Annotated in this window: 18 protein-coding genes and 1 pseudogene; 10 read left to right on the forward strand and 9 right to left on the reverse strand. The window is 71.4% G+C overall.

Going from position 1 to position 26,116, the window contains the following annotated elements; all coding sequences use genetic code 11:
- Positions 1-229: 229 nt before the first annotated feature.
- From FCH28_RS11470 to FCH28_RS11490, 5 genes are all read left to right on the forward strand, one after another.
- Complete coding sequence (locus FCH28_RS11470) at positions 230-1,150, forward strand: sugar phosphate isomerase/epimerase family protein (protein ID WP_136739702.1); 921 nt, start codon at positions 230-232, stop codon at positions 1,148-1,150.
- A 104-nt stretch (positions 1,151-1,254) separates the two neighbouring features.
- Entirely contained in the window at positions 1,255-2,277 is a 1,023-nt protein-coding gene (locus tag FCH28_RS11475; protein ID WP_136739703.1) for a Gfo/Idh/MocA family protein, read from the forward strand.
- A 20-nt stretch (positions 2,278-2,297) separates the two neighbouring features.
- Positions 2,298-3,764 (forward strand): sugar porter family MFS transporter, encoded by a 1,467-nt coding sequence (locus tag FCH28_RS11480; protein ID WP_136739704.1) that lies wholly within the window; start codon positions 2,298-2,300, stop codon positions 3,762-3,764.
- Between the two features lie 209 nt (positions 3,765-3,973).
- Positions 3,974-4,180, forward strand: coding sequence for a MarR family transcriptional regulator (locus FCH28_RS11485; protein WP_136739705.1), 207 nt, complete (start codon positions 3,974-3,976; stop codon positions 4,178-4,180).
- 102 nt (positions 4,181-4,282) lie between these two features.
- Positions 4,283-5,242: a 2-dehydropantoate 2-reductase gene (locus FCH28_RS11490; protein WP_136739706.1), complete on the forward strand. Its 960-nt coding sequence runs from the start codon at positions 4,283-4,285 to the stop codon at positions 5,240-5,242.
- On the opposite strand, the gene FCH28_RS11495 is transcribed toward FCH28_RS11490, so the two are convergent.
- Complete coding sequence (locus tag FCH28_RS11495) at positions 5,239-6,291, reverse strand: LacI family DNA-binding transcriptional regulator (protein ID WP_136739707.1); 1,053 nt, start codon at positions 6,289-6,291, stop codon at positions 5,239-5,241. The two genes, FCH28_RS11490 and FCH28_RS11495, sit on opposite strands and share 4 nt — an antisense overlap.
- A 182-nt stretch (positions 6,292-6,473) precedes the next feature.
- Here FCH28_RS11495 and FCH28_RS11500 point away from each other — a divergent pair, with 182 nt between their 5' ends.
- Together FCH28_RS11500 and FCH28_RS11505 are read left to right on the forward strand one after the other, a co-directional pair.
- Positions 6,474-7,496, forward strand: coding sequence for a Gfo/Idh/MocA family protein (locus FCH28_RS11500; RefSeq protein WP_136739708.1), 1,023 nt, complete (start codon positions 6,474-6,476; stop codon positions 7,494-7,496).
- Entirely contained in the window at positions 7,493-8,281 is a 789-nt protein-coding gene (locus FCH28_RS11505) for a sulfite exporter TauE/SafE family protein (protein WP_136739709.1), read from the forward strand. The genes FCH28_RS11500 and FCH28_RS11505 overlap by 4 nt, the downstream gene beginning before the upstream one ends.
- Positions 8,282-8,596: 315 nt before the next feature.
- Here the strand turns inward: FCH28_RS11505 and FCH28_RS39855 are convergent.
- Positions 8,597-9,196 (reverse strand): annotated as a pseudogene (locus FCH28_RS39855) (DedA family protein); the annotation flags it as partial.
- Between FCH28_RS39855 and FCH28_RS11515 the strand changes: the two are divergent.
- Positions 9,195-9,479 (forward strand): heavy-metal-associated domain-containing protein, encoded by a 285-nt coding sequence (locus FCH28_RS11515; protein ID WP_136739710.1) that lies wholly within the window; start codon positions 9,195-9,197, stop codon positions 9,477-9,479. The pseudogene FCH28_RS39855 and the gene FCH28_RS11515 overlap by 2 nt on opposite strands.
- A 624-nt stretch (positions 9,480-10,103) precedes the next feature.
- Here FCH28_RS11515 and FCH28_RS11520 read toward each other — a convergent pair.
- The 5 genes from FCH28_RS11520 to FCH28_RS11540 all read right to left on the reverse strand — a co-directional run bounded on the left by FCH28_RS11520 (position 10,104) and on the right by FCH28_RS11540 (position 17,195).
- Positions 10,104-11,393 (reverse strand): citrate synthase, encoded by a 1,290-nt coding sequence (locus tag FCH28_RS11520; RefSeq protein WP_136739711.1) that lies wholly within the window; start codon positions 11,391-11,393, stop codon positions 10,104-10,106.
- Between the two features lie 176 nt (positions 11,394-11,569).
- Positions 11,570-13,780: an SF1B family DNA helicase RecD2 gene (gene recD2, locus FCH28_RS11525; RefSeq protein ID WP_136739712.1), complete on the reverse strand. Its 2,211-nt coding sequence runs from the start codon at positions 13,778-13,780 to the stop codon at positions 11,570-11,572.
- Between the two features lie 279 nt (positions 13,781-14,059).
- Positions 14,060-14,926 carry a sugar phosphate isomerase/epimerase family protein gene (locus tag FCH28_RS11530; RefSeq protein WP_136739713.1) on the reverse strand — a complete coding sequence of 289 codons (867 nt, stop codon included), beginning with the start codon at positions 14,924-14,926 and terminating at the stop codon, positions 14,060-14,062.
- Positions 14,923-16,047 carry a dihydrodipicolinate synthase family protein gene (locus tag FCH28_RS11535; RefSeq protein WP_136739714.1) on the reverse strand — a complete coding sequence of 375 codons (1,125 nt, stop codon included), beginning with the start codon at positions 16,045-16,047 and terminating at the stop codon, positions 14,923-14,925. The genes FCH28_RS11530 and FCH28_RS11535 overlap by 4 nt, the downstream gene beginning before the upstream one ends.
- A complete protein-coding gene (locus FCH28_RS11540) occupies positions 16,044-17,195 on the reverse strand; it encodes a Gfo/Idh/MocA family protein (protein ID WP_136739715.1) in 1,152 nt (383 codons plus the stop codon). Before FCH28_RS11540 ends, FCH28_RS11535 begins: the two co-directional genes overlap by 4 nt.
- Before the next feature lie 197 nt (positions 17,196-17,392).
- Between FCH28_RS11540 and FCH28_RS11545 the strand changes: the two genes are divergently transcribed.
- Complete coding sequence (locus tag FCH28_RS11545; RefSeq protein WP_136739716.1) at positions 17,393-18,301, forward strand: sugar phosphate isomerase/epimerase family protein; 909 nt, start codon at positions 17,393-17,395, stop codon at positions 18,299-18,301.
- A gap of 264 nt (positions 18,302-18,565) precedes the next feature.
- Positions 18,566-20,407 carry a glycoside hydrolase family 3 protein gene (locus FCH28_RS11550; protein ID WP_136739717.1) on the forward strand — a complete coding sequence of 614 codons (1,842 nt, stop codon included), beginning with the start codon at positions 18,566-18,568 and terminating at the stop codon, positions 20,405-20,407.
- 106 nt (positions 20,408-20,513) lie between these two features.
- Here FCH28_RS11550 and FCH28_RS11555 read toward each other — a convergent pair whose 3' ends face one another.
- Both FCH28_RS11555 and FCH28_RS11560 read right to left on the reverse strand, forming a co-directional pair.
- Positions 20,514-21,935 (reverse strand): S28 family serine protease, encoded by a 1,422-nt coding sequence (locus FCH28_RS11555; protein ID WP_136739718.1) that lies wholly within the window; start codon positions 21,933-21,935, stop codon positions 20,514-20,516.
- 132 nt (positions 21,936-22,067) lie between these two features.
- Positions 22,068-25,991 (reverse strand): ABC transporter ATP-binding protein, encoded by a 3,924-nt coding sequence (locus FCH28_RS11560; RefSeq protein ID WP_136739719.1) that lies wholly within the window; start codon positions 25,989-25,991, stop codon positions 22,068-22,070.
- Between the last annotated feature and the right edge of the window lie 125 nt (positions 25,992-26,116).

Consider the following 26,116-nt stretch of genomic DNA (forward strand, 5'->3'; position numbering starts at 1 on the left):
GGGTCAGACCCTGTCAACAGTTTGTCCTTACATTCTGACGTAGAGAGGAGGAGAGATTTCACCGGGAGGCCCGCAGGGCGGCCCGACCAGGCCCCACGGATGACAAAGTCCTTAAGTCCTTATGTCAGGACGAAGTCTTGACACTCCCCGGGACGGCAGAGAGGCTGTGCCCCACAACCCGACCCAGCGCCTCCCGGTCACCGCCGACCGGCGAGAGGAGAGCCGCAGCATGTCCGCACCCCGTGCCGTTGCGCCCGTTCTGGACCGTATTCGCGTGGGTTCCGCCCCCGACTCCTGGGGCGTCTGGTTTCCCGACGACGAGCAGCAGGTCCCCTGGCAACGCTTCCTCGACGAGGTCGCCGAGGCCGCATACGAGTGGATCGAACTCGGCCCGTACGGCTATCTCCCCACCGACCCCGCCGTGCTCCGCGACGAGCTCGCGCCCCGGAACCTGAAGGTCTCGGCCGGCACGATCTTCACCTCGATGCACCACGGCCCCGCCGTATGGGACAAGACCTGGGCCCATGTCTCCGAGGTCGCCACCCTCACCCAGGCGATGGGCGCGGGGCACCTCGTCGTCATCCCGTCCTTCTGGCGGGACGACAAGACCGCCGAGGAGCTGGAGCCGCGCGAGCTGACCGTCGAGCAGTGGAAGCACCTGACGACCGGCATGGAGCGGCTGGGCAAGCGCGTCCAGGACGAGTTCGGGCTGCAGATCGTGGTGCACCCGCACGCCGACACCCACATCGACACCGAGGAGCACGTCGAGCGCTTCCTCGACGTGACCGACTCCGGACTGGTCAACCTCTGCCTGGACACCGGCCATTACGCCTACTGCGGCGGCGACAGCGTCAAGCTGATCCGCACCTACGGCGAGCGGATCGGCTACCTCCACCTCAAGCAGGTCGACCCGGACATCCTCGCCGAGGTCGTCGCCAAGGGCACGCCCTTCGGGCCGGCCGTCAAGCAGGGCGTGATGTGCGAGCCGCCGCTCGGCATCCCCGCGCTGCCGCCCGTACTGGAGGCCGCCCAGGCGCTGGACGTCGACCTCTTCGCGATCGTCGAGCAGGACATGTACCCCTGCCCGCCGGACCAGCCCTTCCCCATCGCCCAGCGCACCCGCCGCTTCCTCAGCTCCTGCGGTGCCTGAGCAGCGCGCAGCGCCCGTGACGCAGCCGAAGACGCAGCCCGTAGAGACAGCCGTACACACCGCTCGTGGGCACAGCCCGCGGCACGTAAGGACTTGAGGACGACATGACTTCGCACCAGACGCTGGGCGTGGCCGTCATCGGCACCGGCCGGATGGGGTCCGACCACGTACGCCGGATCAACGACGTGATCAGCGGGGCCCGGGTCGCCGCCGTCGTGGACATCGACGCGGACCGGGTCAAGCACCTCGCCGCCGGTATCGACGGGTGCGCCCCGTACACCGACCCGGCCGCCGCCATGGACGACCCCGGGGTGGACGCCGTACTGATCGCCTCCCCCGGCCCCGCCCACGAGGCCGCGCTGCTCGACGCGTTCGCCCGCGACCTGCCCGTACTGTGCGAGAAGCCGCTGACCCCGGACCCGGCCTCCGCGCTGCGCGTCCTGGAGGCCGAGCAGAAGCTGGGCCACCGCCGCGTGCAGGTCGGCTTCATGCGCCGCTACGACGCCGACTACCTCACCCTCAAGTCCCTTCTCCGGAAGGGCACCTACGGCCGCCCGCTGATGCTGCACAACAAACACCGCAACGCCGACACACCCCCCGGCTTCACCAACGCGATGACGATCCACGACTCGGTCGTGCACGAGATCGATGTGACCCGCTGGCTGCTGGAGGAGGAGATCACGGCGGTGCGGGTGCTGCGCCCGGCGCCCACCGGGAACGCGCCCGAGGGCCTCAGCGACCCGCAGCTGATCCTCTTCGAGACCGCCGGCGGCCAGGTCGTCGACACCGAACTCTTCGTCAACTGCGGCTTCGGCTACCAGGTCAGCTGCGAAGCGGTCTGCGAGAGCGGCACCGCCCGGATCGGTGACGACCGCGGCGTGTTCGTCAACACGGCCGGCCATTGGGGCGGCGCCATCACCCCCGGTTTCGTCGAGCGGTTCGAGGAGGCCTACGACCGGCAGGTGCAGCGCTGGGTCGACGCCACCCGGCGCGGCGAGGTCGAGGGGCCCAGCTGCTGGGACGGCTACGCGGCGGCCGCCGTGTGCGAGGCGGGCGTCCTCGCCCAGACCACCGGCGAGCGCGTCACCGTCGACCTGATCGAGCGGCCCGCGCTGTACGAGCGGTGACGGGCGCGGCGAACGAACCGATGACCGCACCGACCAGCCGGACGGCGCCCGCCGACATACCCGGGCACACCACCGGCCACCGCACCTCCACCCCCCACGCCAAGCGCTTCATCGTCGGCATCGCCGCCATCGCCGCGCTCGGCGGCGCCCTCTTCGGCTACGACACCGGCGTCGTCTCCGGCGCGCTGCCCTTCATGGAGAGCCATTTCGGCCTCACCTCCCTGGGCGAGGGCATCATCACCAGCGCCCTGCTGATCGGCGCGGCCTTCGGCTCGCTGGCCGGCGGCCGGATGTCCGACACGCTGGGGCGGCGCAACTCCCTGCTGTGGGCGGGCGCGGTGTTCACAGGCGGCGCGCTGGCCGTGGCGCTCGCGCCCACCGTCCCGTTCATGGCCGTGGCGCGCTTCGTCCTCGGACTCGCCGTCGGCAGCGCCTCCGTCATCACCCCGCTGTATCTGTCGGAGATAGCACCGCCGCACATCCGCGGCCGGCTGGTCTCCTTCAACTCCCTGATGATCGTCAGCGGTCAGCTGCTTGCCTATCTGATCAACGCCGTTCTGGCGCAGTGGGAGGCGTGGCGCTGGATGCTCGGCCTCGCCGCGCTGCCCGCGGTGGCGCTGTTCACCGGGCTCTTCTTCCTGCCCGACACCCCACGCTGGTACATCAGCAGGGGACGTCGTGACGAGGCGGCCCGGGTGCTGCGCCGCACGCTCCCCGCCGAGGACGTCGCCGCCGAGCTGGCCCGTATCGACCACGCCCGCGGCCTGGAGGCCGACGCCCGGCGCGGCGCCTGGCGGGAACTGCGCACCCCCTGGGTGCGCAGGCTGCTGCTGGTCGGCATGGGGCTGGCGATCGTCCAGCAGATCACCGGTGTCAACGCCGTCATCTACTTCGCGCCCAAGATCCTCGCGACCACGGGCCTGGGCACCAACGCCGCGATCACCGCCACCATCGCCGTCGGCGCCATCTCCGTCCTCGCCACCGCGGTCGGGATGTCGCTGATCGACCGGGTCGGCCGGCGGCCGATGCTGATCACCGGGCTGGCCGGCATGACGGTGTCCCTGGCGCTTCTCGGCGCGTCCTTCCGGCTTCCGCACTCCACCGCCGTCAGCTTTCTCGTGCTCGCCCTGATGGTCCTCTACCTGGCGTTCATGCAGGCCACGCTCAACACCGGTGTGTGGCTGCTGCTCGCCGAGATGTTCCCGCTGAAGGTCCGCGGACTGGCCATGGGCGCCGCGGTGTTCGTGATGTGGCTGGTCAACTTCGCCGTCGCGCTGACCTTCCCGGTCCTGCTCGACGCGGTCGGCGCCGGGGTGACCTTCTGGCTGTTCGGGGCGATGTGCGTCCTGTCGCTGCTCTTCTGCAAGCGGTACGCGCCGGAGACGAAGGGGCTGGCCCTGGAGGACCTGGAGGACGAGCTGCGCAGGGCGGACGGGGCGCGCAGGGCGGACGGGGTGCGTGCGGCCGGAGATGCCCGGCTGGGCTGATTGTCCCACTACGTGCTGATCCTGGCCGTCCTGCCCTCGTCACAGCTGTCACCGTTGGACCGCGCTTCCGTCACAACCGGTCAACAGCCCCTCCCCGCCGGCCCGTGGGTGCCGTTCGCCGGGCACAGGGTGATCAGCACGCCGTACGCAGCCCCCCGCTCGGCTCCCCCTGGCCGAACCTGCGCACGGCTCTGAGGAGGTGCCCAGAAATGACCGACCGGAGGCTCTGGTCGTACAAGGAGATCGCCGCGCACATCCGGGTGCAGCCGGACACCGTGCGTTCGTACCGCAAGCACGGGCATCTGCCGGATCCGGATCTGGTGGAGAGCGGCAAACCGTACTGGTTCGCCGACACGGTCAGAGCATGGGTGGCGCGCCGGCCGGGCCATCGCGGCCGGCGCGAGGAGGTGGACTGAGCCCGGCGACCGAACCCGTGCCGACACCCGGGTCCGTCATTCCCCTCGGATCCGTTGACCGTAGGCCCCACGCCCGTCCGGTGCGGGGCCTACGCTCGTCGCATGCCCCCGATACCCCAGGTGCCCCAGACGCCCCCGGCCGCGGCGGCCGGCCGGATCGCCGTGATCGGCGCCGGTGCGATCGGCGGATATGCCGCCGCCCTCGCCCAGTGGGCCGGCCTCGACGTCACCCTGTGCGTACGCAGTCCCCTGGACGGGCTCACCGTCGAGAGCGGCGGAACGGTCCGGACAGCGGCGGTACGCATCGCCACGGAGCCCGCCGGGGTGGCGCCGGTCGACTGGGTGCTGCTGACCACGAAGGCACAGGACACAGCGGGTGCCGAAGGCTGGCTGCGGCGGCTGTGCGGCCCCGGTACCGCCGTCGCGGTGCTGCAGAACGGCGTCGGCCTGGAGGAGCGGGTCGCCCCGTACGTCCCCGAGGGCACCGCGATCCTGCCCAGCGCCGTCTTCATCTCCGCCGAACGCACCGCGCCCGGCCGGATCCTGCATCATGTCGCCAGCGAACTGCATGTCCCCGAGGGGCCGTTGGCCGACCGGTTCGCCGCGCTGCTCGCGGGCAGCGAGCTACGGGTGCGGCCGGTGGCCGACTTCACCACGACGTCCTGGCGCAAGCTGTTCACCAATATCGCGGCCAACCCCATCACCGCCCTTCTCCAGCAGCGGATCGGTGTCTTCGCCGACCCCGGGATGGCCGCGATGACCCGTGACCTGCTCCGCGAGGCCGCCGCCGTCGCGCGGGCCGAGGGCGCGGACATCGGCGAGCGGGACGTCGAAGGGACGCTGGAGATCTATGCCGCGGCGCCGCCCGACGGCGGTTCGTCGATGCTCTACGACCGGCTCGCGGGCCGTCCGCTGGAGCACGAGTACATCACCGGGGCAGTGGTCGAAGCCGGCGAACGGCATGGCATCGACACCCCGTTGAACAGGATGCTGCTGACCCTGCTGCGCGCGATCGACCGTGATCTGCAGGACGACCGCGATCTGCGGGACGGCTCCGCCTAGGCGGGGTGCTCCGCCCTGGCGGGCGTGGGCGGGGCCGTCGATCCCCTGATCTCCAGTGCCGGTGCGACGAGTTGGCGCTCCCCCGGTGCCTCCGGGCGCTCCATCCGGTCCAGCAGGCAGCGTGCGGCCCGTCGGCCGACCTCGTGGCTGGCGTTGTTCACCGAGTTCAGCCAGAGGTGCCGGATGCGGGAGAGGTAGGTGTTGTCGTAGCCGACGAGGGAGAGATCGGCGGGCACGGCCAGGCCCAGCTCTTCGGCGGCCGACAGTGCGCCGATGCACGAGATGTCGTTGAACGCGAAGACGGCGGTGGGGCGTTCGGCTCCGCGGGCCGGGTTGAGCAGGCGGACGGCGGCACGGTAGCCGCCCTCCTCCGTCCCGTCGCCGAGCTCCACGACACCGCCCTCCGCCGGCCCGTGGGCGCGTATCGCCGCCTCGAAGCCGCGCCGGCGCAGCTCGCCCACCAGGCCCTGCCCGGCGATATGGGCGATCCGGCGGTGGCCGAGGCCGATGAGGTGCTCGGTGGCCAGCCGGGCGCCGCGCTCGTCGTCGTTGGCGACGATGTCGACCCGCGGCAGCCGGGGTTCATGGTTGCCGGCGATCACGGTCGGCAGCCGCTCGGCGACCTCGGCCAGTCCGGCGGTGTCCGGCAGTGTGCCGACGACGACGATGCCGTCGACCCGCAGCTCCTGGAACGTACGGGCGAAGTCCTGCCCGGCCCGCCGGTCGAGCCGCCCGTCGGCCATCAGCATCCGGAGACCGTGCGCGTGCAGCAGGGAGTTCAGGCCGTCGAGGACCTCGACGAACCAGGGGTTGCGCATGTCGTTCAACAGCACACCGACGGTGTGCGTACGGCGCGCCACCAGGCTGCGGGCCGCGGCGTTCGGCCGGTAGCCCAGCTCCTCGATCGCCTCCAGCACGGCCTGCCGCTTGGCGTCGCTGACCCGCGGCGAGCCCTGGAGCACCAGCGAGACCAGCGATTTGGAGACGCCCGCGCGCTCGGCGACACCGCGGATCGTCGGGGGCCGCACCGGCTCATTGGACCGTTCCATGAACGGAAATCCTTCCATCGGCGCGGGTGGGCGTCAATGCCTACCCGGGCCGGCACCCGCGCAGCTGCGCACAAGGGTTGACATGCCGACATCAGGACATGCAGGGTGCCCGGGAAGACATCGTTGGACCGTTCCAATTGCGTCGTCGACCCGCTCCATCTCCTCCCCTGGAAGGACCGAGCATGAAGATCGGCCTGATCGGCACCGGGCGCATCGGCGCGTTCCACGCCGAAACCCTCCGGAGCGTCCCCGCCGTCACGGACATCGTGGTCGCGGACGTGGACACCGCGCGCGCCGCCGCTCTGGCGGACACCCTCGGCGTGCGGGCCGCCGCCGGCATCGAGGAGATGTACGCGGACGGCCTGGACGGTGTGGTGATCACAGCCGCCACCAGCGCCCACGCCAGCCTGATCCACCAGGCGCTGGACGCCGGGGTCCCGGTGTTCTGCGAGAAGCCCGTCGCGCTGGACGTCGCGGGCACCATCGGCGTCGTGCAGCGTGCGGAGGCCGGCACGGTGCCCGTACAGATCGGCTTCCAGCGGCGCTTCGACGCCGGGTACCGGGCGGCCCGCGAGGCGCTGCGCTCCGGCGAACTGGGCTGGCTGCACACCCTGCGCGCCTGCACCAGCGACCGGACGCCGCCGCCGGCCGCCTTCATCCCCACCTCCGGAGGACTGTTCCGGGACTGCAGCATCCACGACTTCGACATCCTGCGCTGGCTCACCGGCCGTGAGGTGGTCTCGGTCTACGCCCAGGGCGCCAACCGCGGCGCGCCGTTCTTCAGCGACGGGGGCGATGTCGACACCTGCGCGGCGCTGCTGCGGTTCGACGACGACACCCTGGCCACCGTCACCGCGACCCGCTACAACGGCGCGGGCCACGATGTCCGGCTGGAGGTCTGCGGCTCCGAGGGTGCCCGTTTCGTCGGCCTCGACGACCGCGCGCCGCTGCCGTCGGCGGAGCCGAAGCTGTCGTGGCAGCGGTCGGCCGCCCCGTACGCCACGTTCATGGAGCGCTTCCATGACGCCTACGTCACCGAGCTGGGCGTCTTCGCCGAGGTCGCCGCGGGCCGTACGCCGAGCCCGTGCCCGCCCGCCGAGGCGCTGGAGGCGCTGTACGTCGCCGAGGCGTGCGAGCGCTCACGGCGGACCGGCCTGCCCGTTGCCGTCGCGGACGTCCGCGTCGCGCACGGCCCCGGCGCGTGACCGACCTCGGCCTCATACCGCTGGGCACGCTGGTGCTGGCCGCGCTGCTGGTGGGGGTCTCGAAGACCGCCGTCAGCGGCGTCGGCGCGCTGAGCGTCGCCCTGTTCGCCGCCGTGCTGCCCGCCAGGGAGTCCACCGGTGCCCTGCTGCCGCTGCTTCTCGTCGGCGATGTGCTGGCCGTCCGCGCCTACCGTCGGCACACCGACTGGCCCGCACTGCTGCGGCTGTTGCCGTCGGTCGCGGCCGGCATCCTGCTCGGTGTCGTCTTCGTCGCCGCAACCGGTGACACCGTCATCCGCCGGACGATCGGCGCGCTGCTGCTGACGATCGTGCTGCATCACCTGTGGCAACGGGCTCGCCGCCGCGGGGTGCCGGACGTGGCCTCCGCTCCACCGGCCCCGGGCCGCGACTCAGCCGCAGCCACCGGTCGTCAACCGCACGCCCGAGCCCTGTTCTTCGGCCTCGTCGCCGGATTCGCCACCATGGTCGCCAACGCCGGCGGCCCGGCGATGTCGCTCTACCTCCTTTCCTCCGGCTTCACCGTCCTCGGATTCCTGGGCACCGGGGCCTGGTTCTTCCTCCTCGTCAATCTCGTCAAGCTGCCGTTCAGCATCGCGCTGGGCCTGGTCACGGCCGATGCGCTCGCCCTGGACGCGGCGCTCGCGCTCGCCGTACTCGTCGGCGCGGTCATCGGCCGCGCCGGCGTACAGCGCATCGATCAGACCCTCTTCGAGCGCCTGGTGCTCCTCTTCACGGCGCTCTCCGGCCTCAACCTCCTCCGCTGAGCCCGGAAGACGGCCGGTGCGCGGTGACCGGCCCTGGTTGCTGCTCTTCGGCGCCCCCTCGCCCCCCTCCCCCTCGCCCTCCGTTTCTCCGTTACGGGTCCCGCCGCTCCCGCTCCCGCCTTCGCCGGGTGGCACGCGCGCCGAGCGCCGTCGCGCCGCCCACTGGATGGCGCTGCCGACCGCGGCGACCACGCAGGAGACGCCGATGCCGATACCGGCGGCGTAGAGGGGGTCGCCGGCGGCGGCGCTGCCCAGGTAGCCGAGGCCGACCGAGTACGTCGCCCACAACGCCTCGGCGGTGCCGGCGCCGATCGCGTAGTTGCGCAGGGGATAGCCCAGGACCCCGGACGCCAGCGCGCCGGCGATCCGTCCGCTGGGCAGGAACCGCACGCCGATCACGAACGGCAGGCCGTAGCGCTCGATGCGCTGCGAGGTCCATTCGAGCAGTGCGCGGCGGCGGGGGCGGCGCTGCATCCAGGACCGTACGGGTCCGCCGAACCGCCGGGCGACGAGGTACATCAGGAGGTCGCCCAGGAAGGCGCTGCCCGCGACCACCAGCAGGATCAGGGGGAGGATCGCGTCCCCCCGGGAAGCGAGTACGCCTGCGGTGACGAGCAGGCCGGAGTTGGGCACCAGCGGCGGCAGGGTGGTGAGCGCCAGCAGGCCGTAGAAGGCGAGTCCGTCCATGCGGCCGCCTCCTCGGATCCGCCCCGAGCCCGTAACCCAAGGCTGACGCGCGGTGCGGCGCACGGCAACGCGTGCGGGCCCGGCACCGTGGGCGGCGGCACGGCGCACCACAACTGGATCGATACCCCCTAGGGGTATATAGTGGGCGCACGGAACGCACCCCCGGCTCGCCGGGACGCCGACCCGCCGACACCATGGCCTCACCCGCACCACAAGGAGAATCCCCATGACCGAGAACGGCTCCTGCTGCAACGCCGAAGGCTCCTGCCACTCCGGCGAGGCCGAAGTCCAGGCCGGCGAGGTGACCACGACGTACCGCGTCACCGGTATGACCTGCGGGCACTGCGAGAAGGCCGTCTCGTCCGAGATCTCGGAGATCGCCGGCGTCAGCTCGGTCCAGGCGACCGCGGCCACCGGACTGGTGACCGTCACCTCCACGGCGCCGCTCGACGACGAGGCCGTGCGCGCCGCCGTCGACGAGGCGGGTTACGAGCTCGTGGGGCCGGCCTGACCGCGACGTCCGACTCCGCCGCGCAGGCGCAGGTCGAGCCCCTCGGCGGGATGGCCTGCGCTCGCGCATGGCGCGCGCCGGGAGGAAGCAGCCCGTGGACATGAGCGCCACGGTCGAGCGAGCGGCGGGCGGCCGTGCCACATCCGAGCGCACCCGGCCGTATCCGACCCGCGGCCCGAAATTTCACATAGCTGCCACATCTGACACAACACCCATACGCCAGGGCCTCGATCTCCAGATCGTGGCCCTTGACCGTATTCGACCCCATATGGCAAGAGACCCAGATCACACTCATCGGAACGTAACCATTGAGGGGGGTCGTGAGTCTAACCGGGCAGTGCAGGCACCCCGGCGGGGCTTGCACTGCACCAGCCGTGCCGATCTTGGGGGATCACGCTCGGCTACGCGTGGCCGGGGCGACGCGCCCGGGGAGCTTTGAGCGGCCCTCCCGAATGTGCGCGTCCCGGCAGATCGCGGTGCGACCCGAGACGCCCGGACGGATCCCGTGGGGGGAATCCGACCCGGGAAAAGGGAAGCGCCCCGCACTCTGGACCCGTGGGGGGATCCGGAGGCGGGGCGCTTTCTCTTGTCCGCTCGCTCGCGGCTACCGCAGGCGGACGCCGGTCAGCGCTGCTCCACCGGCACGAAGTCGCGCTCGATGACGCCCGTGTAGATCTGCCGCGGACGGCCGATACGGGAGCCGGGCTCGGTGATCATCTCGTGCCACTGGGCGATCCAGCCGGGGAGCCGGCCGAGCGCGAAGAGCACGGTGAACATCTCGGTCGGGAAGCCCATGGCCCGGTAGATCAGGCCGGTGTAGAAGTCGACGTTCGGGTAGAGCTTGCGCGAGACGAAGTAGTCGTCGGACAGCGCGTGCTCCTCCAGCTTGAGGGCGATGTCCAGCAGCTCGTCGGACTTGCCGAGGGCCGAGAGGACGTCGTGCGCCGCCGCCTTGATGATCTTCGCCCGGGGGTCGAAGTTCTTGTAGACGCGGTGCCCGAAGCCCATGAGCTTCACGCCGTCTTCCTTGTTCTTCACCTTGCGGATGAAGGAGTCGACGTCGCCGCCGTCGCGCTGGATGCCTTCCAGCATCTCCAGCACGGACTGGTTGGCGCCACCGTGCAGGGGGCCCCACAGGGCGTTGATACCGGCGGAGATCGAGGCGAAGAGGTTCGCCTGCGAGGAGCCGACCAGACGCACGGTGGAGGTCGAGCAGTTCTGCTCGTGGTCCGCGTGCAGGATCAGCAGCTTGTCCAGGGCGCTGACCACGACCGGGTCGAGTTCGTACTCGGCGGCGGGCACGGAGAACGTCATCCGCAGGAAGTTCTCGACATAGCCGAGGTCGTTGCGCGGGTAGACGACCGGGTGGCCGACCGACTTCTTGTACGCGTACGCAGCGATCGTCGGAAGCTTGGCCAGCAGGCGGACCATCGAGATATGACGCTGCTGCTCGTCGAACGGGTTGTGGCTGTCCTGGTAGAAGGTCGACAGCGCGCTGACCACCGACGACAGCATCGCCATCGGGTGCGCGTCCCGGGGGAAGCCGTCGTAGAAGCGCTTGACGTCCTCGTGCAGCAGGGTGTGGTAGGTGATGTCCTGCTTGAAATTCGCCAGTTCGTCGACGGTCGGGAGCTCACCGTTGATCAGGAGGTACGCGGTCTCGACGAACGTGCTGCGCTCTGCGAGCTGCTCGATCGGGTACCCGCGGTAACGAAGAATCCCCTGTTCACCGTCGAGATAGGTGATCGCGGATTTATATGCCGCGGTGTTGCCGTAACCGGAGTCCAGGGTCACCAGACCGGTCTGGGCGCGCAGCTTCGAGATGTCGAAGCCCTTGTCGCCGACGGTGCTGTCGACGATCGGGTAGCTGTATTCGCCGTCCCCGTAACGCAGTACTACAGAGTTGTCGCTCACGTCATCCCTCACCGACGTTGTGCCTCTTCTTCGAGGTGCCCTGACTGCCTATACCTTCCCCCATTTGGACCTTGGATGTGCACTCGGGGTCGGCCATAGGGCCTCGTCGCGGCACTCAGTGCCGTACGAGTGCCCATCCTGCTCCCTTTCATCCCGATTGAGAAAGAGGCGGCACATCACAACGCGCCGCCGAGTCGGTGATCCAGCGCCGTGCACCGCCGACCGGCGGATACGGTGCGCACGGCCTGCCCCAGCGCCTTCCGGGAGCCGACAAGGACGACCAGACGTTTTGCCCTGGTCACGGCGGTATACAACAGATTGCGCTGCAGCATCATCCAGGCGCTCGTGGTGACCGGAATCACCACCGCTGGATATTCACTACCCTGCGAGCGGTGGATCGTCACGGCATAGGCGTGGGCGAGCTCGTCCAGTTCGTCGAAGTCGTAGGGGACCTGCTCGTCCTCGTCGGTGAGCACCGTCAGCCGCTGTTCGTCGGTGTCCAGCGCGGTCACCACGCCGACCGTGCCGTTGAAGACGCCGTTGCGGCCCTTCTCATAGTTGTTTCTGATCTGGGTGACTTTGTCACCCACACGGAAGACCCGGCCGCCGAAACGGCGCTCGGGCAGGTCCGGGCGGGCCGGGGTGACGGCCTGCTGGAGCAGGCCGTTCAGCACGCCCGCGCCGGCCGGGCCGCGGTGCATGGGGGCCAGCACCTGGACGTCCCGGCGCGGGTCGAGGCCGAACTTCGCGGGGATCCGGCGGGCCGCCACATCGACAGTCAGCCGCCCCGCCTCCTCGCCGTCCTCCTCGGCGAACAGGAAGAAGTCCCGCAGGCCGGTCGTCAGCGGCGGCACGCCCGCGTTGATGCGATGGGCGTTGGTGACCACCCCGGACTGCTGGGCCTGCCGGAAGATCCGGGTCAGCCGGACGGCCGGCACCGGCCCGGACTCTACGAGCAGATCACGCAGCACCTCGCCCGCGCCGACCGACGGCAGCTGATCGACGTCCCCGACCAGCAGCAGATGCGCACCGGGCGGCACGGCCTTGACGAGCTTGTTGGCGAGCAGCAGATCCAGCATCGACGCCTCGTCGACCACCACCAGATCGGCGTCCAGCGGCCGGTCGGCGTCGTACGCGGCGTCCCCGCCCGGCTTGAGCTCCAGGAGGCGGTGGACGGTGGAGGCGTCCGCCCCGGTGAGCTCGGAGAGCCGCTTGGCCGCGCGGCCGGTGGGCGCGGCCAGCACCACCTTGGCGTTCTTGGCGCGGGCCAGCTCGACCACGGAACGGACCGTGAAGGACTTGCCGCAGCCGGGGCCGCCGGTGAGCACCGCCACCTTCCGGGTCAGCGCCAGCCGCACCGCCGCCTGCTGCTCCGGGGCCAGCTCGGCGCCCGTACGCCGGGCGAGCCATGCCAGCGCCTTGTCCCAGGCGACGTCCTGGAAGGCGGGCATCCGGTCGTCGTCGGTACGCAGCAGCCGGGTCAGCCGGCCGGCGAGCGAGATCTCGGCGCGGTGGAACGGCACCAGATAGACCGCGGTGACCGGCACGCCGTCCTCCCCGGCGGGCAGCTGCTCGCGGACCACCCCCTCGGGGTCCGCGGCCAGCTCGGCCAGGCAGTCGATGACCAGGCCGGTGTCGACCTGGAGCAACTTCACCGCGTCCGCGATCAGTTGCTCCTCGGGGAGGTAGCAGTGCCCCTGGTCGGTGGACTGCGACAGGGCGTACTGCAGGCCCGCCTTGACGCGGTCCGGGCTGTCGTGCGGGATGCCGACGGACTGGGCGATGCGGTCGGCGGTCAGGAAGCCGATGCCCCAGACGTCCGCGGCGAGGCGGTAGGGCTGGTTGCGGACGACGGAGATGGAGGCGTCGCCGTACTTCTTGTAGATCCGCACCGCGATGGAGGTCGAGACGCCGACGCCCTGGAGGAAGACCATGACCTCCTTGATGGCCTTCTGCTCCTCCCAGGCCGCGCCGATCATCTTGGTCCGCTTGGGGCCCAGGCCGGGGACCTCGATAAGGCGCTTGGGCTCCTTCTCGATGACGTCGAGGGTGTCCGTGCCGAAGTGCTCGGTGATGCGGTCGGCGATGCGCGGCCCGATGCCCTTGATCAGGCCGGAGCCGAGATAGCGCCGGATGCCCTGGATCGTGGCCGGCAGGACGGTGGTGTAGTTCTCGACGGTGAACTGCTTGCCGTACTGCGGATGGGAACCCCAGCGGCCCTCCATGCGCAGCGACTCCCCCGGCTGCGCGCCGAGCAACGCGCCGACGACGGTGAGGAGATCACCCGAGCCGCGGCCGGTGTCGACGCGGGCGACCGTGTAACCGCTCTCCTCGTTGGCGTAGGTGATCCGCTCCAGGACCCCTTCGACCACGGCTGCGTTGACCATGCTCCCGACGGTACCGCCGGGGTCCGACAACGCGCCGGGAGCCGGTGCCCGGCCCCCGCGCCCGGACCCGCCCGAGCATCATCGAGGGGCCCGTCCGATGTCCGGGCCCCTCGAATCCCCCTCCGTGCCGGCCCCCGGATCCCCCCCGGAACCGTCCCCCTACGAGGCCGACGCCAGCTATGACACGCGTGGACCGGCAACGGTTGCGCAGATTCGCTGAGTTGTTTTCCGGTCACCCGCGGTACGGATCGGCGCCGGCGGACGTAGGCGGGCGCGGTCTCACCCGACGTGCGCCGTGAAGCGGTCCACCACCTCGGCCAGCACCTGAGCCCCGTCCCGCGCCCACAGCGCCGGGTTGAAGATCTCCACCTCGACGGGTCCCCGGTAGCCGGCCGCATCGACCCGCTCCCGGAACCACCGCAGATCCACCGACCCGTCGCCCAGCTGCCCGCGCCCCAGGAGGACGCCCTCGGGCAGCGGCGTGATCCAGTCGGCGAGCTGGAACGCCGCGATCCGCGAACCGGCCCCCGCCGCCCCTCCGGCGCCGCCCGCGCGGGCGATCTGCGCGCCGATCGTGTCGTCCCACCACAGGTGGTAGGTGTCCACGACCACCCCCACCTGGGCCGCGGGGAACCGCTCGGCGAGGTCGAGCGCCTGGGCGAGCGTGGAGACCACGCACCGGTCGGCCGCGTACATCGGGTGCAGCGGTTCGATCGCCAGCCGTACGCCCCGCTCGGCGGCGTACGGCGCCAGCTCGGCCAGTGCGTCCGCGATCCGCTCCCGGGCGCCGTGCAGATCGCGGCTGCCGGCCGGCAGCCCGCCGGAGACCAGGACGAGGGTGTCCGTCCCCAGGGCGGCGGCCTCGTCGACGGCCGCCCGGTTGTCGTCCAGGGCGGCCGCCCGCTCGGCCGGGTCCAGGGCGGTGAAGAACCCGCCGCGGCACAGGCTGGTGACGGTCAGCCCGGCATCCCGTACGAGCCGGGCGGCCGCGGCCACCCCGTAGTCCCGCACGGGCGCGCGCCACAGGCCGACGCCTCGTAGGCCCGCCCGCGCGCACCCGTCGGCCAGCTCCGGGAGCGACCACTGCCGGACGGTCTCCTGATTGAGGCTCAGGCGGGCGAGGAGAGAGGGAGTGCTGTGGCTCATGTGTCCGCCACCCCGTAGACCGCGAGCAGCGTGCCCATCCGGGCGGCGGCGAGCTCCGGGTCCGGGAACAGGCCGAGTCCGTCGGCCAGTTCGTAGGCGCGCCGCAGATGCGGCAGCGAGCGGGCCGATTGCAGGCCGCCGACCATGCTGAAGTGCGACTGGTGCCCGGCGAGCCAGGCCAGCAGCACCACGCCGGTCTTGTAGTAGCGGGTGGGCGCCTGGAACAGGTGCCGGGAGAGCGCGACGGTCGGGTCCAGGGCGGCCCGGAATCGCACGGTGCCCTCGGGGTCCGCGTCGTCCAGGAGGCGTACCGCCTCGGCGGCCAGGGGTGCCAGCGGGTCGAAGATACCGAGCAGAGCGTGGCTGAAGCCGTGGTCGTCGCCGGCGATCAGCTCGGGGTAGTGGAAGTCGTCGCCCGTGTAGCAGCGCACGGTGTCCGGCAGCCGGCGGCGCAGCGCCACCTCCCGCTCGGCGTCCAGGAGGGAGACCTTGACGCCGTCCACCTTGCCGGGGTTGTCGGCGATGATCTGCTGGAACGTGTCCATGGCGGCGTCGAGATCCGTGCTGCCCCAATAGCCCTCCAGCGCCGGGGCGAACATCGGGCCGAGCCAGTGCAGGACGACCGGTTCCGTCGCCTGGCGCAGCAGGTGCCCGTACAGCTCCTGGTAATCGGCGGGGCCGGTGGCGGCCGCCGCGAGCTGCGGGGACGCCATCAGGACCGGCCGGCCACCGGCGTCCTCGACGAGCCCGAGCTGCTCCTCGTAGGCGCGCCGGATCTCCGCCAACGATGCTCCTGTGGAGGGGAGTTGGTCGGTGCCGACCCCACAGGCCAGCAGGCCGCCGACGGTGCGCGCCTCGGCGGCGGAGCGGCGGATGAGTTCCGCGGCGGCCGGCCAGTCCAGGCCCATCCCGCGCTGCGCGGTGTCCATCGCCTCGGCCACCCCCAGACCGTGCGACCACAAGTGGTGGCGGAAGGCGAGGGTGGCGTCCCAGTCGAGGGCGGCCGGGCCCTGCGGGGTGGTGTCGGCGAGCGGATCGGCGACCACATGGGCGGCGGCGAAGACCGTACGGGCGCGCGGCGGGCGGCGCCGGGACGGGGGCGCGGTCACCGGGGCGGTCACCGGGTCAGCTCCGGTACGTCCAGCCGGCGGCCCTCCTGGGACGAGCGCAGGGCCAGTTCGGCGAGCTGCACTCCCCGGGCGCCGGCCAGCAGGTCCCAGCGCCAGGGCTCATCGCGGACCACATGGCGCAGGAACAGCTCCCACTGCGCCTTGAAGCCGTTGTCGAAGTCGGCGTTGTCGGGGACTTCCTGCCACTGCGCGCGGAACGGCTCGGTCACCGGAACGTCCGGATCCCAGACCGGCCTGGGGGTGCCCGCGCGATGCTGCGTCCGGCAGCCGCGCAGCCCGGCGACGGCCGAGCCCTCGGTGCCGTCCACCTGGAACTCCACCAGTTCGTCGCGGTGCACCCGCACCGCCCAGGAGGAGTTGATCTGCGCGATGACACCGCCCGCCAGCTCCAGGATGCCGTACGCGGCGTCGTCGGCGGTGGCGTCGTACGGTGTGCCCGACTCGTCCCAGCGGCGCGGAACATGCGTGGTGATCTGCGCCTGTACGGTCCTGACCGGCCCGAACAGTTCGTGCAGCAGGTACTCCCAGTGCGGGAACATGTCGGCCGCGATGCCACCGCCGTCCTCGGCGCGGTAGTTCCAGGAGGGGCGCTGCGCCGGCTGCCAGTCGCCCTCGAAGACCCAGTAGCCGAACTCGCCCCGTACGGACAGCACACGGCCGAAGAAGCCGCCCTCGACGAGGCGGCGGAGCTTGCGCAGGCCGGGCAGGAAGAGCTTGTCCTGGACGACGCCGTGTTTGACGCCCGCGTCCTGGGCCAGCCGGGCCAGTTTCAGCGCGCCGGCCAGCCCGGTGGCGGTGGGCTTCTCCACGTACAGGTGCTTGCCGGCGGCGATCGCCTTCCGTACGGCCTCCTCGCGGGCGGTGGTGACCTGGGCGTCGAAGTAGATGTCGATGGCGCCGTCGGCCAGTACGGCGTCCAGGTCGGCGCTCCAGTGCTCCAGGCCGTGCCGTTCGGCCAGCGCCCGCAGTTTGTGCGCGGAGCGGCCGACGAGCACCGGCTCGGGCCAGATCACCGTCCCGTCGCCCAGGTCGAGGCCGCCCTGGTCACGCAGGGCGAGGATGGAGCGGACCAGATGCTGGCGGTATCCCATGCGTCCGGTCACGCCGTTCATGGCGATGCGTACGGTCGTGCGTGTCACGGCCGGGCCCCTCTCGGGATTGGAATCGTGATCCCTGGTCTTGCGCGCACCCCCCGCTGCCGCCGGAGGCTAGCCCATCCCCGGCGCCGAACCGCGAAGCTGCGGCGTCCGCTGCGTTGTCAGTGGCCCGCGCTAGCGTGGTCGGACCAGCAACTCTTGCGACGACGCAGACCGGCTCGGGCGACCTGAGGAGCGCAATGGACAGCGGTACGGGGAACAGCAGGGGCGGCACCGACGGCGGGACGCGGTTCGCGTTCTCCACGCTCGGGGTGCCGGGGATGCCGGTGGCCGATGTCCTCCGGCTGGCCACCGGCGCCGGATACCAGGGGGTCGAGCTGCGCGCCCATCCGGAGGAGCCGGTGCACCCGCTGATCGGGTTGCGTGAACGGACCGCCGTGCGCGGGCAGTTCGCGGACGCCGGGGTCGAGATCCTGGCCGTCGCCGGATACGCCAGGGTCGCCGCCGGCCTGGACGCGGCCGGTGAGGAGGAGCTGCGGCAGGAGCTCACCGAGCTGGTGTTCCTCGCCGCCGACCTGGGGGCGCCGTTCGTGCGGGTCTTCCCCGGCGGCGAGGACCGCCCGGCGGCCGAGGCCGAGGCGGACGCCGCCCGCCGGCTGGCCGCGGTGGCGCCGCTGGCCGCCGACCGGGGCGTCCGGGTGCTGCTGGAGACCCATGACTCGCACCGTACGGGCGCGGCCGCCGCCCGCATCCTGGGCCTGGTGGGACACCACAGCATCGGCGCGCTCTGGGACGTCCTGCACAGCTGGCTCGGCGGTGAGGAGCCCGCCGCCACCCACGCCGCGCTCGCCCCCTATCTGGGCTATGTCCAGGTCAAGGACGTCGCCTCGGCCGAGGACGGCACTCCACTGCCGCTGGGAGCCGGCGCGTTGCCGCTGGCGGACGTCCTGGCCACGCTCGACCCCGGGCCCGGTGGGCAGGGCGGCGCGGTCGGCCCGGAGCCCGGCTGGCTCTGCTGGGAGTACGAAAAGCGCTGGTACCCGCAGGCGGCCGAGCTGCCCGCCCTGCTGTCCGCGGGCCGCGAGCAACTGCAACGCCTCCTCGACGCGCCCGTCCCCGCGCCGCCGCCCGCGCCACCTGCCTCATGAGCCCGACCCGGCGGCGCCCCGCCCGTGCCCGTGCTCCTGTCCCTGCCCCTGCCCCTGCCCCTGCCCCTGACAGTCCGACCCGCTGCCCGCCCGACCCACCGCCCGCACGTGCCGACTGACGCCTCATCACACATCGTCGCCCGCCCCGCAATACCTGGACGCCACCACTCGCCCAGTCATTGACCGGCAATAGTTTTCCGGCTATCCGTGTCTCCTTGGAAGTTTCCTTCACTTCGCCGAGGAAGCCCTCCGGAAGGAGCGCACATGCACTCCAGACGTACCCTCCTGACCAGCGCGGCCGCCGCGGCCGCCGCCTGTGCCACGGGCGCCGCCGCACACGCCGCCGGGCCCGCCATCGGGCGCCAGCCGCACTCCCCCGACGCCGCCCCCGCCCCCGCCGTCCTGGCCCGGCTGCGCGCCCTCATCTCCCGTATGACCCCGGAGGAAAAGGTCGGCCAGCTCTTCGTGATGCGGGTCTACGGGCACTCCGCGACCGCCCCGGATCCGGCCGACGCCGCGGCGAACCAGAAGGAGATCGGGGTCGCCAACGCCGCCGAGCTGATCGCCAGGTACCACGTCGGCGGCATCATCTACTTCGGCTGGGCGCACAACACCCGTGACCCGCACCAGATCGCCGACCTCTCCAACGGCATCCAGAAGGCCGCCGCCGACCAGCGCGTCCCCATCCCCCTGCTCCTCGCCACGGACCAGGAACACGGCATCGTGGCCCGTGTCGGCGCGCCCGCCACGCTCTTCCCCGGGGCGATGGCGCTCGGCGCGTCCGGCTCCCGCGACGACGCCCGTACGGTGGCCCGGATCGCCGGCGAGGAGCTGTACGCGATGGGCATCCGGCAGGACTACGCGCCGGACGCGGACGTCAACGTCAACCCGGCCAACCCGGTCATCGGCGTACGCTCCTTCGGCGCGGATCCGCAGGCCGTGGCCCGTATGGTCGCCGCCGAGGTGAAGGGCTATCAGGGCGCCGGAGTCGCGGCCTGCGCCAAGCACTTCCCCGGGCACGGCGACACCGACACCGACAGCCATGTCGGGCTGCCGTACATACACCACACCGCCGAGGAGTGGGAGCGGCTGGACGCCCCGCCCTTCCGGGCCGCGATCGCCGCCGGCATCGATTCGATCATGACGGCGCATATCGTCGTCCCCGCCTTCGACGCGAGCGAGGACCCGGCCACCCTCTCCCGGCCGATCCTCACCGGCATCCTGCGCGAACGCCTCGGATACGACGGCGTGGTGGTGACGGATTCACTCGGCATGGAGGGCGTACGGGTGAAGTACGGCGACGCCCGGGTGCCGGTCCTCGCCCTCAGGGCGGGCGTCGACCAGCTGCTCAACCCGCCGGACCTGGCCCTCGCGCACGACGCCGTCCTCAAGGCGCTCAAGGACGGCGAGCTGACCTGGCCCGACATCGACCGGAAGCTGCTGCGCATCCTGCTGCTCAAGGAGCGGCGCGGCCTGTTCGCCGATCCCTACACCACGCACCGGGCGGTGGACCGGGCGGTCGGCACCCGCCCTCATCTGGCCACCGCCGACCGGATCGCGGACCGCACCACCACCCTGCTGCGCAACGACGGCGGGCTGCTGCCGCTGTCGCGGCGCCGGGAGCGCGAGGTGCTGGTGGTGGGCGTCGACGCGGCCGCGCCGTCCGGTACGGGCGGCCCGCCGACCACGGTCCTGGCGAAGGCCCTCACCGAGCTGGGCTTCACGGCGACCGCGCTGCCCACCGGCCTGACGCCGACGCAGGCACAGATCGACCAGGCCGCCGCGGCGCTGCGCCGGCGGGACGCCGCGGTGATCGCCACGTACAACGTCACCGCGGATTCGCCCCAGCGCAAGCTGGTCGGCGCGCTGCTCGCCACGGGGAAGCCGGTGGTGCAACTGGCCGTCCGCAATCCGTACGACATCGCGCAGTTGGCGGGCGTCGAGGCGGGGCTGGCGAGCTACTCGTGGACGGATGTGGAGCTGCGGGCCGCGGCGCGGGTGATCGCCGGGCAGCGGAACCCGCGGGGCACGCTGCCGGTCCCGGTGATGCGCGCCGACGCCCCGGCCGTCGTCCTCTATCCGATCGGGCACGGGCTGACGTACTGAGTCCGGGCCGAGGCCGGCGTACCGACGCGCGTGCCCGACCACCAACAGGGCGCGCTCCCCCCGTCCGGAGGGAGCGCGCCCTTGTCTCTGCGCTGCTGTGCCGTGCTTACGGCAGGAGCATCGGCATCCGCCGGCTCTCCTGCTTGTCCAGCTTCTTGTCGTAGGGGAGCTGCGGGGCGGCCTTGCGCTCCCCCGGGGCCTTGACGCCGGCCCAGTCGAGGAGTTCGGCGGTGGCCTTGGCGCGGTCGGCGTCCTTCAGCTTGGCGATGTTCGAGCCGTGGTTGCCGCCGGGCACGGTGAACACATACGAGTCACGGGCGCCCGCGCCGACCTCGAAGTGCTCCGAACTCCACGGGTCCCACTGGCCGTTGACGAACATCATCCGGTTCGCGTGCTTGCGCACCCACTTGTCGACATCCGGCATCGCGCTCTTGTCGAAGTCCATCGGAATGTCCTTCGGCACGAACGACCGGGAATTGTTGATTCCCGGGTACTTCAGGAGGTCGGCCACATTCGGGTACTGGTAGCCGGGCTCACCGAGCTGGGTGCCCGCCTGGTAGTAGTACGGCGTATACGGCTCCATTCCCTGGTCGGTGTAGCTGCCGAAGCCGCCGACCTCGTCCATCCACTTCCACAGGTCGTCGGTGGAAACGGTCGGCTTGGGCACCTCGGCGCAGGCGGTCTCGGCCGGCTGGTACTGCCAGAAGCCGAACACCAGGTCCGTGACCATGACTTCATAGGCCCGGTCGGCATTGCCGACGCGCGTGAAGGTCTGCTTCTCCTTGTCCGCCCACTTCTGGAAACGGTCGACCATTTCCTCGCGGCGCACCAGCGCCTCGCGCTCGATGGCGGCGAGGTCGGCGCGGCACTGGGCGGTGCCGACGGTCTTGAAGAACCGGTCGTACGCCGCGTCCTCGTCGTTCTTGACGTCGTTGGGTGCGACGTAGGCGACGGTGCCGTTCATGTCGTGCGGGAAGAAGCGGCGGTAGTACGTCGCGGTCATGCCGCCCTTGCTGCCGCCGGTGGCGATCCAGTTCTTGCCGTAGATGCGGTGCAGCGCCTTGAAAATACGGTGCTGGTCATTCGCGGCCTGCTTGATGTCCAGCTTTTTCCAGTCGGTGGGCGTGGGCCTCGACGGGGTGAAGTAACGGTATTCCAGGGAGACTTGGTTACCGTCGATAATCTTTGTCGGTTCGCTGCGGGTGGCGGTGGTGCTGACGTTGTAGCCGGAGGTGAAGAACACCGTCGGGCGGTTCACCGACTTGTGCAGCACGGTCAGTCGCTGCTGGAAAGTCCCCTTGTCGGGGTGCCGGTGGTCAATCGGCTGGGTGTAGTTCAGGACGAAATAGCGGTAGCCGTCGACCGGCTTCTCTTCGATGAGGCTCATGCCCGGTATGGCGAGGAGCCGGTCTTTTATGTCCTTGGTCTTCGGCTCGGCGGCGGTGGCCGCTCCTGCCGCAGCGCTGCCGGCCCCTACCGTGCCTATGAGCACGACGAGCGACAGCAGCCATCTGATGGCCTTGCGCATGCACCCTCCCCTTGGGATAGCAAAGGTCGGGCTGAACCTATCGGCGAGTCCGGGGCACCACCAGCCCCCTTGAGGGGGAGGGCGGCACCCCCCTCAAGGGGGGGTACCGCCCTCGTCTCCCGGCGCCGGAACTCAGGCCACCAGCGACTCCGCCTCACCGGTGAAGGTGCGCCACAGCTCCGCGTAGCGGCCGTCGTGGGCGAGGAGCTGGGCATGTGTGCCGTCCTCGACGACCCTGCCGCGATCCATGACCACGACGCGGTCCGCGCGGGCCGCGGTGGTCAGACGGTGGGCGACCACGAGGGTCGTCCGGCGGCCGACGAGGCGGTCGGTGGCCTGGTTGACGACGGCCTCGGTGGCGAGGTCCAGGGCGGCCGTGGCCTCGTCCAGCAACAGCACGTCCGGGTCGACGAGTTCGGCGCGGGCGAGGGCGAGCAGCTGGCGCTGGCCTGCGGAGAGGTTGCGTCCGCGTTCGGCGACCTCGTGGAGATAGCCGCCGTCCAGGGTGGCGATCATGGTGTGCGCACCGACGGCGCGGGCCGCGGCCTCCACCTCGGCGTCGGTGGCGTCAGGGCGGCCATAGGCGATGGCGTCGCGGACCGTACCGGCGAAGAGGTAGGACTCCTGGGGGACCACGCCGAGGCGGCGGCGGTAGTCGGTCAGGTCCAGTTCGCGCAGGTCGGTGCCGTCGATGCGGACGGCGCCAGACGACGGGTCGTAGAACCGGGCGACCAGCTTGACGAGGGTGGACTTGCCGGCGCCGGTCTCCCCGACGAAGGCCACCGTCTGGCCCGCGGGGATGGTGAGGTCTATGCCGTCCAGGGCCTGTTCGGCCTGGTCATCGTGTCCGCCGTAGCGGAAGTGCACCGTGTCGAAGGTGATCTCGCCGCGCAGCGCGGGCACCTCGCGCGGCCGCTCGGCGGGCGGGGTGGTGGTGGGCTCGCGCAGCAGCTCCTGGATACGGCCGAGCGATACGGACGCCTGCTGGTAGCCGTCGAAGACCTGGGAGAGCTGCTGGACGGGCGCGAAGAACAGGTCGATGTAGAGCAGATAGGCGACCAGCGCGCCGGCGGTGAGGGTGTTCGAGCCGACCCGGCCGGCGCCGACTATGAGGACCAGCGCCGCCGCGACGGACGACAGCAGCTGGACGAACGGGAAGTAGACGGATATCAGGAACTGGCCGCGGACCCGGGCCCGCCGGTAGGCGTCGCTGCGGTCCGCGAACCGCTCCATGCCGCGCCCCTCGCGCCGGAACGCCTGGACGATCCGCAGGCCGGCCACGTTCTCCTGGAGGTCGCCGTTGACGACGCTGATCCGCTCGCGGGCCAGCTCGTAGGCCTTGACGCTCTGCTTGCGGAAGAAGTACGTGCCGATGATCAGCGGCGGGAGGGTGGCGAAGACGACCAGGGCCAGCTGGATGTCGATGGCGAGGAGTGCGATGAGTATGCCGAAGAACGTCAGCATCGAGACGACCGCGGTGACCAGGCCGGTCTGCAGGAACGTGGACAGCGCGTCCACGTCCGTGGTCATCCGGGTCATGATCTTGCCGGTCAGTTCGCGCTCGTAGTAGTCGAGGCCGAGGCGCTGCAGCTGGGCGAAGATCTTGAGGCGGAGCGAGTAGAGGACCCGTTCGCCGGTGCGGCCGGTCATCCGGTAGGCGCCGACCTGGGCGGCCCACTGGGCGAGGACGACGGCCAGGGCGAGCGCGGCGGCCGTCCAGACACCGGCCAGCACACCGCGGCGTACACCCTCGTCGATGCCCTGCCGGATCAGGATCGGCACCAGCAGGGCGGCGAGGGCGTCCACCGCGACCAGGGCCAGGGCGAAGGCCAGCGGCCCGCCGAAGCCGTGCAGCAGTCTGCGCAGACCGTAGGAGCGCTCGGGGCGCACCGCCCGGTCCTCGTCGACGTCCGGTGTGTCGGTGGCCGGTGGCAGCGCGGAAACCTGGGCGAGCAGCTCGGGTGTGGCGGGCAGGCCGGCCATCGCGGCGGCCATGCCGGGGCCTGCCGCGACGGCCGCCGCCGCGACCGGTCCGGCGGCGCCCGCCTCGGCGTCCTGCTCGCGGCGGACCCACAGCTCGGGGGTGATGGTGCCGGCGGACGCGGTGGCGGCCGGCGCGGTGGCGGCCGGGCCGGGCTCCAGCAGACCGGTCGCGGCGTACTCGCCGCTGAAGGCGCCGGCCAGTGCGCCCGCCGGGTCGTGCTTGACGTCGCCCAGCTCCTCCGGGTCGGTCAGCAGCCTGCGGTAGAGCGCACAGCGGGCCTCCAGCTCCTCCTGCGTGCCGATGTCGACCAGCCGCCCGCCGTCGAGAACGGCGACCCGGTCGGCGAGCGCCAGGGTGGAGGCGCGGTGCGCGATGAGCAGGGTCGTACGGCCCGCCATGACGCGGCGCAGCGCCTCGTGTATCTCGTGTTCCACGCGGGCGTCGACCGCTGAGGTCGCATCGTCCAGGACCAGCAGCCGGGGGTCGGTGAGGATGGCGCGGGCCAGCGCGACGCGCTGCCGCTGGCCCCCGGAGAGGCTGAGCCCCTGTTCGCCGACCTTGGTGTCATAGCCCTCGGGCAGCTCCGATATGAAGCCGTCGGCCTGGGCGGCGCGGGCCGCGGCGCGCACCTGCTCGTCGGTGGCGTCCGGGTGGCCGTAGGCGATGTTGTCGCGTATGGAGTCGGAGAACAGGAAGCTGCTCTCCGGGACCAGGCCGATGGCGCCCCGCAGGGATTCCAGGGTCAGGTCGCGTACGTCGTGGCCGCCGACCAGGACACGGCCTGCGGAGACGTCGTAGAAACGCGGCAGCAGCAGGGAGACGGTGGACTTGCCGCTGCCGGAGGTGCCGACGACGGCGACGGTCTCGCCCGCTTCCATACGGAGCGAGAAGCCGTCGAGGACGGGGCGGGCGGAACCGGAGGCGGGACACTCGGAACGGGCGGCGCCCCAGCCGTCCTGGGCGCCGTCCTCGTCCGCGGCGTCCCCTTCGTCCCCGAGGTCCTCGGTGTGCGGCGGTGCGTAGGCGAAGGTCACGGCGTCGAATTCGACGGTGGCCGGGGCGTCGGCGGGCAGCTCGTGGGCGTCCGCGCGCTCCTCGATCATCGGCTCGGTGTCGATCAGCTCGTAGACCCGCTCCACTCCGGCCCGCGCCTGCTGGCCGATGGTCAGCATCATCGCCAGCATCCGGACGGGGCCGACGAGCTGCGCGAGATAGGTGGAGAAGGCGACGAAGGTGCCGAGGGTGACCTGCCCCTGAGTGGCCATCCAGCCGCCGACGGCCAGCATCGCCACCTGGCCCAGCGCCGGTACGACCTGCAGAGCGGGGGTGTAGCGGGCGTTGAGGCGGACCGTCCGCATCCTCCCGGCAAACAGCCTGCGGCTGACCTCGCGCAGCTTGCCGGTCTCCTGTTCCTCCTGCCCGAAGCCCTTGACGACGCGGACGCCGGAGACCGCGCCGTCCACGACGCCGGCCACCGCGGCGGCCTGGCCCTGTGCGTACCAGGTGGCCGGGAAGAGGCGGGCGCGGCTGTGCTTGGCGATGAACCACAGGGCCGGGGCGACTGCCAGCGCGACGACGGTGAGCAGCGGCGAGAGGACCGCCATCACGACCAGGGAGATCACGAAGAGCAGGACGTTGCCGATCATCATCGGGACCATGAACAGCAGGCCCTGGATGAGCTGAAGATCGCTGGTGGCGCGGCCGACGACCTGGCCGGTGCTCAGCTCGTCCTGCCGTCGGCCGTCCAGCCGGGCGATCGAGGCGAACATCCTGGTCCGCAGGTCGTGCTGGGTGTCCAGGGCGAGTCGGCCGCCGTAGAAACGGCGGACGTAGGTGAGGGCGTAGACGGCGATCGCGGCGGCGACCAGCAGGGCGGCCCAGGGAGCCAGCGACCGTTCGTGCTTGACGATCACATCGTCGATGATCAGCTTCGGTACGAGCGGGACCAGCGCCATGACGGCCATCCCCGCGAGCGAGGCGCCGAGCGCGAGCAGCACATCCTTTTTGTACCGCCAACAGTCGCGGCTCAGCCGCCGCGCCCAGCCTTGTCGTCCCGCATCCGTCCGCGCCACGCGCTGCCTCCCACACCTCGACCTTGTCGCAAGGCACCAACGCTGTCGCGGGCGGATTTCATCCCGCTGCAACACTCCTGCCGTAAATCGGGTCCGGAATCAGGGGCGGGCCCTGAGGCGGTATC

It is taken from the genome of Streptomyces piniterrae, assembly GCF_005048155.1.
Classification (GTDB): Bacteria; Actinomycetota; Actinomycetes; order Streptomycetales; family Streptomycetaceae; genus Streptomyces; species Streptomyces piniterrae.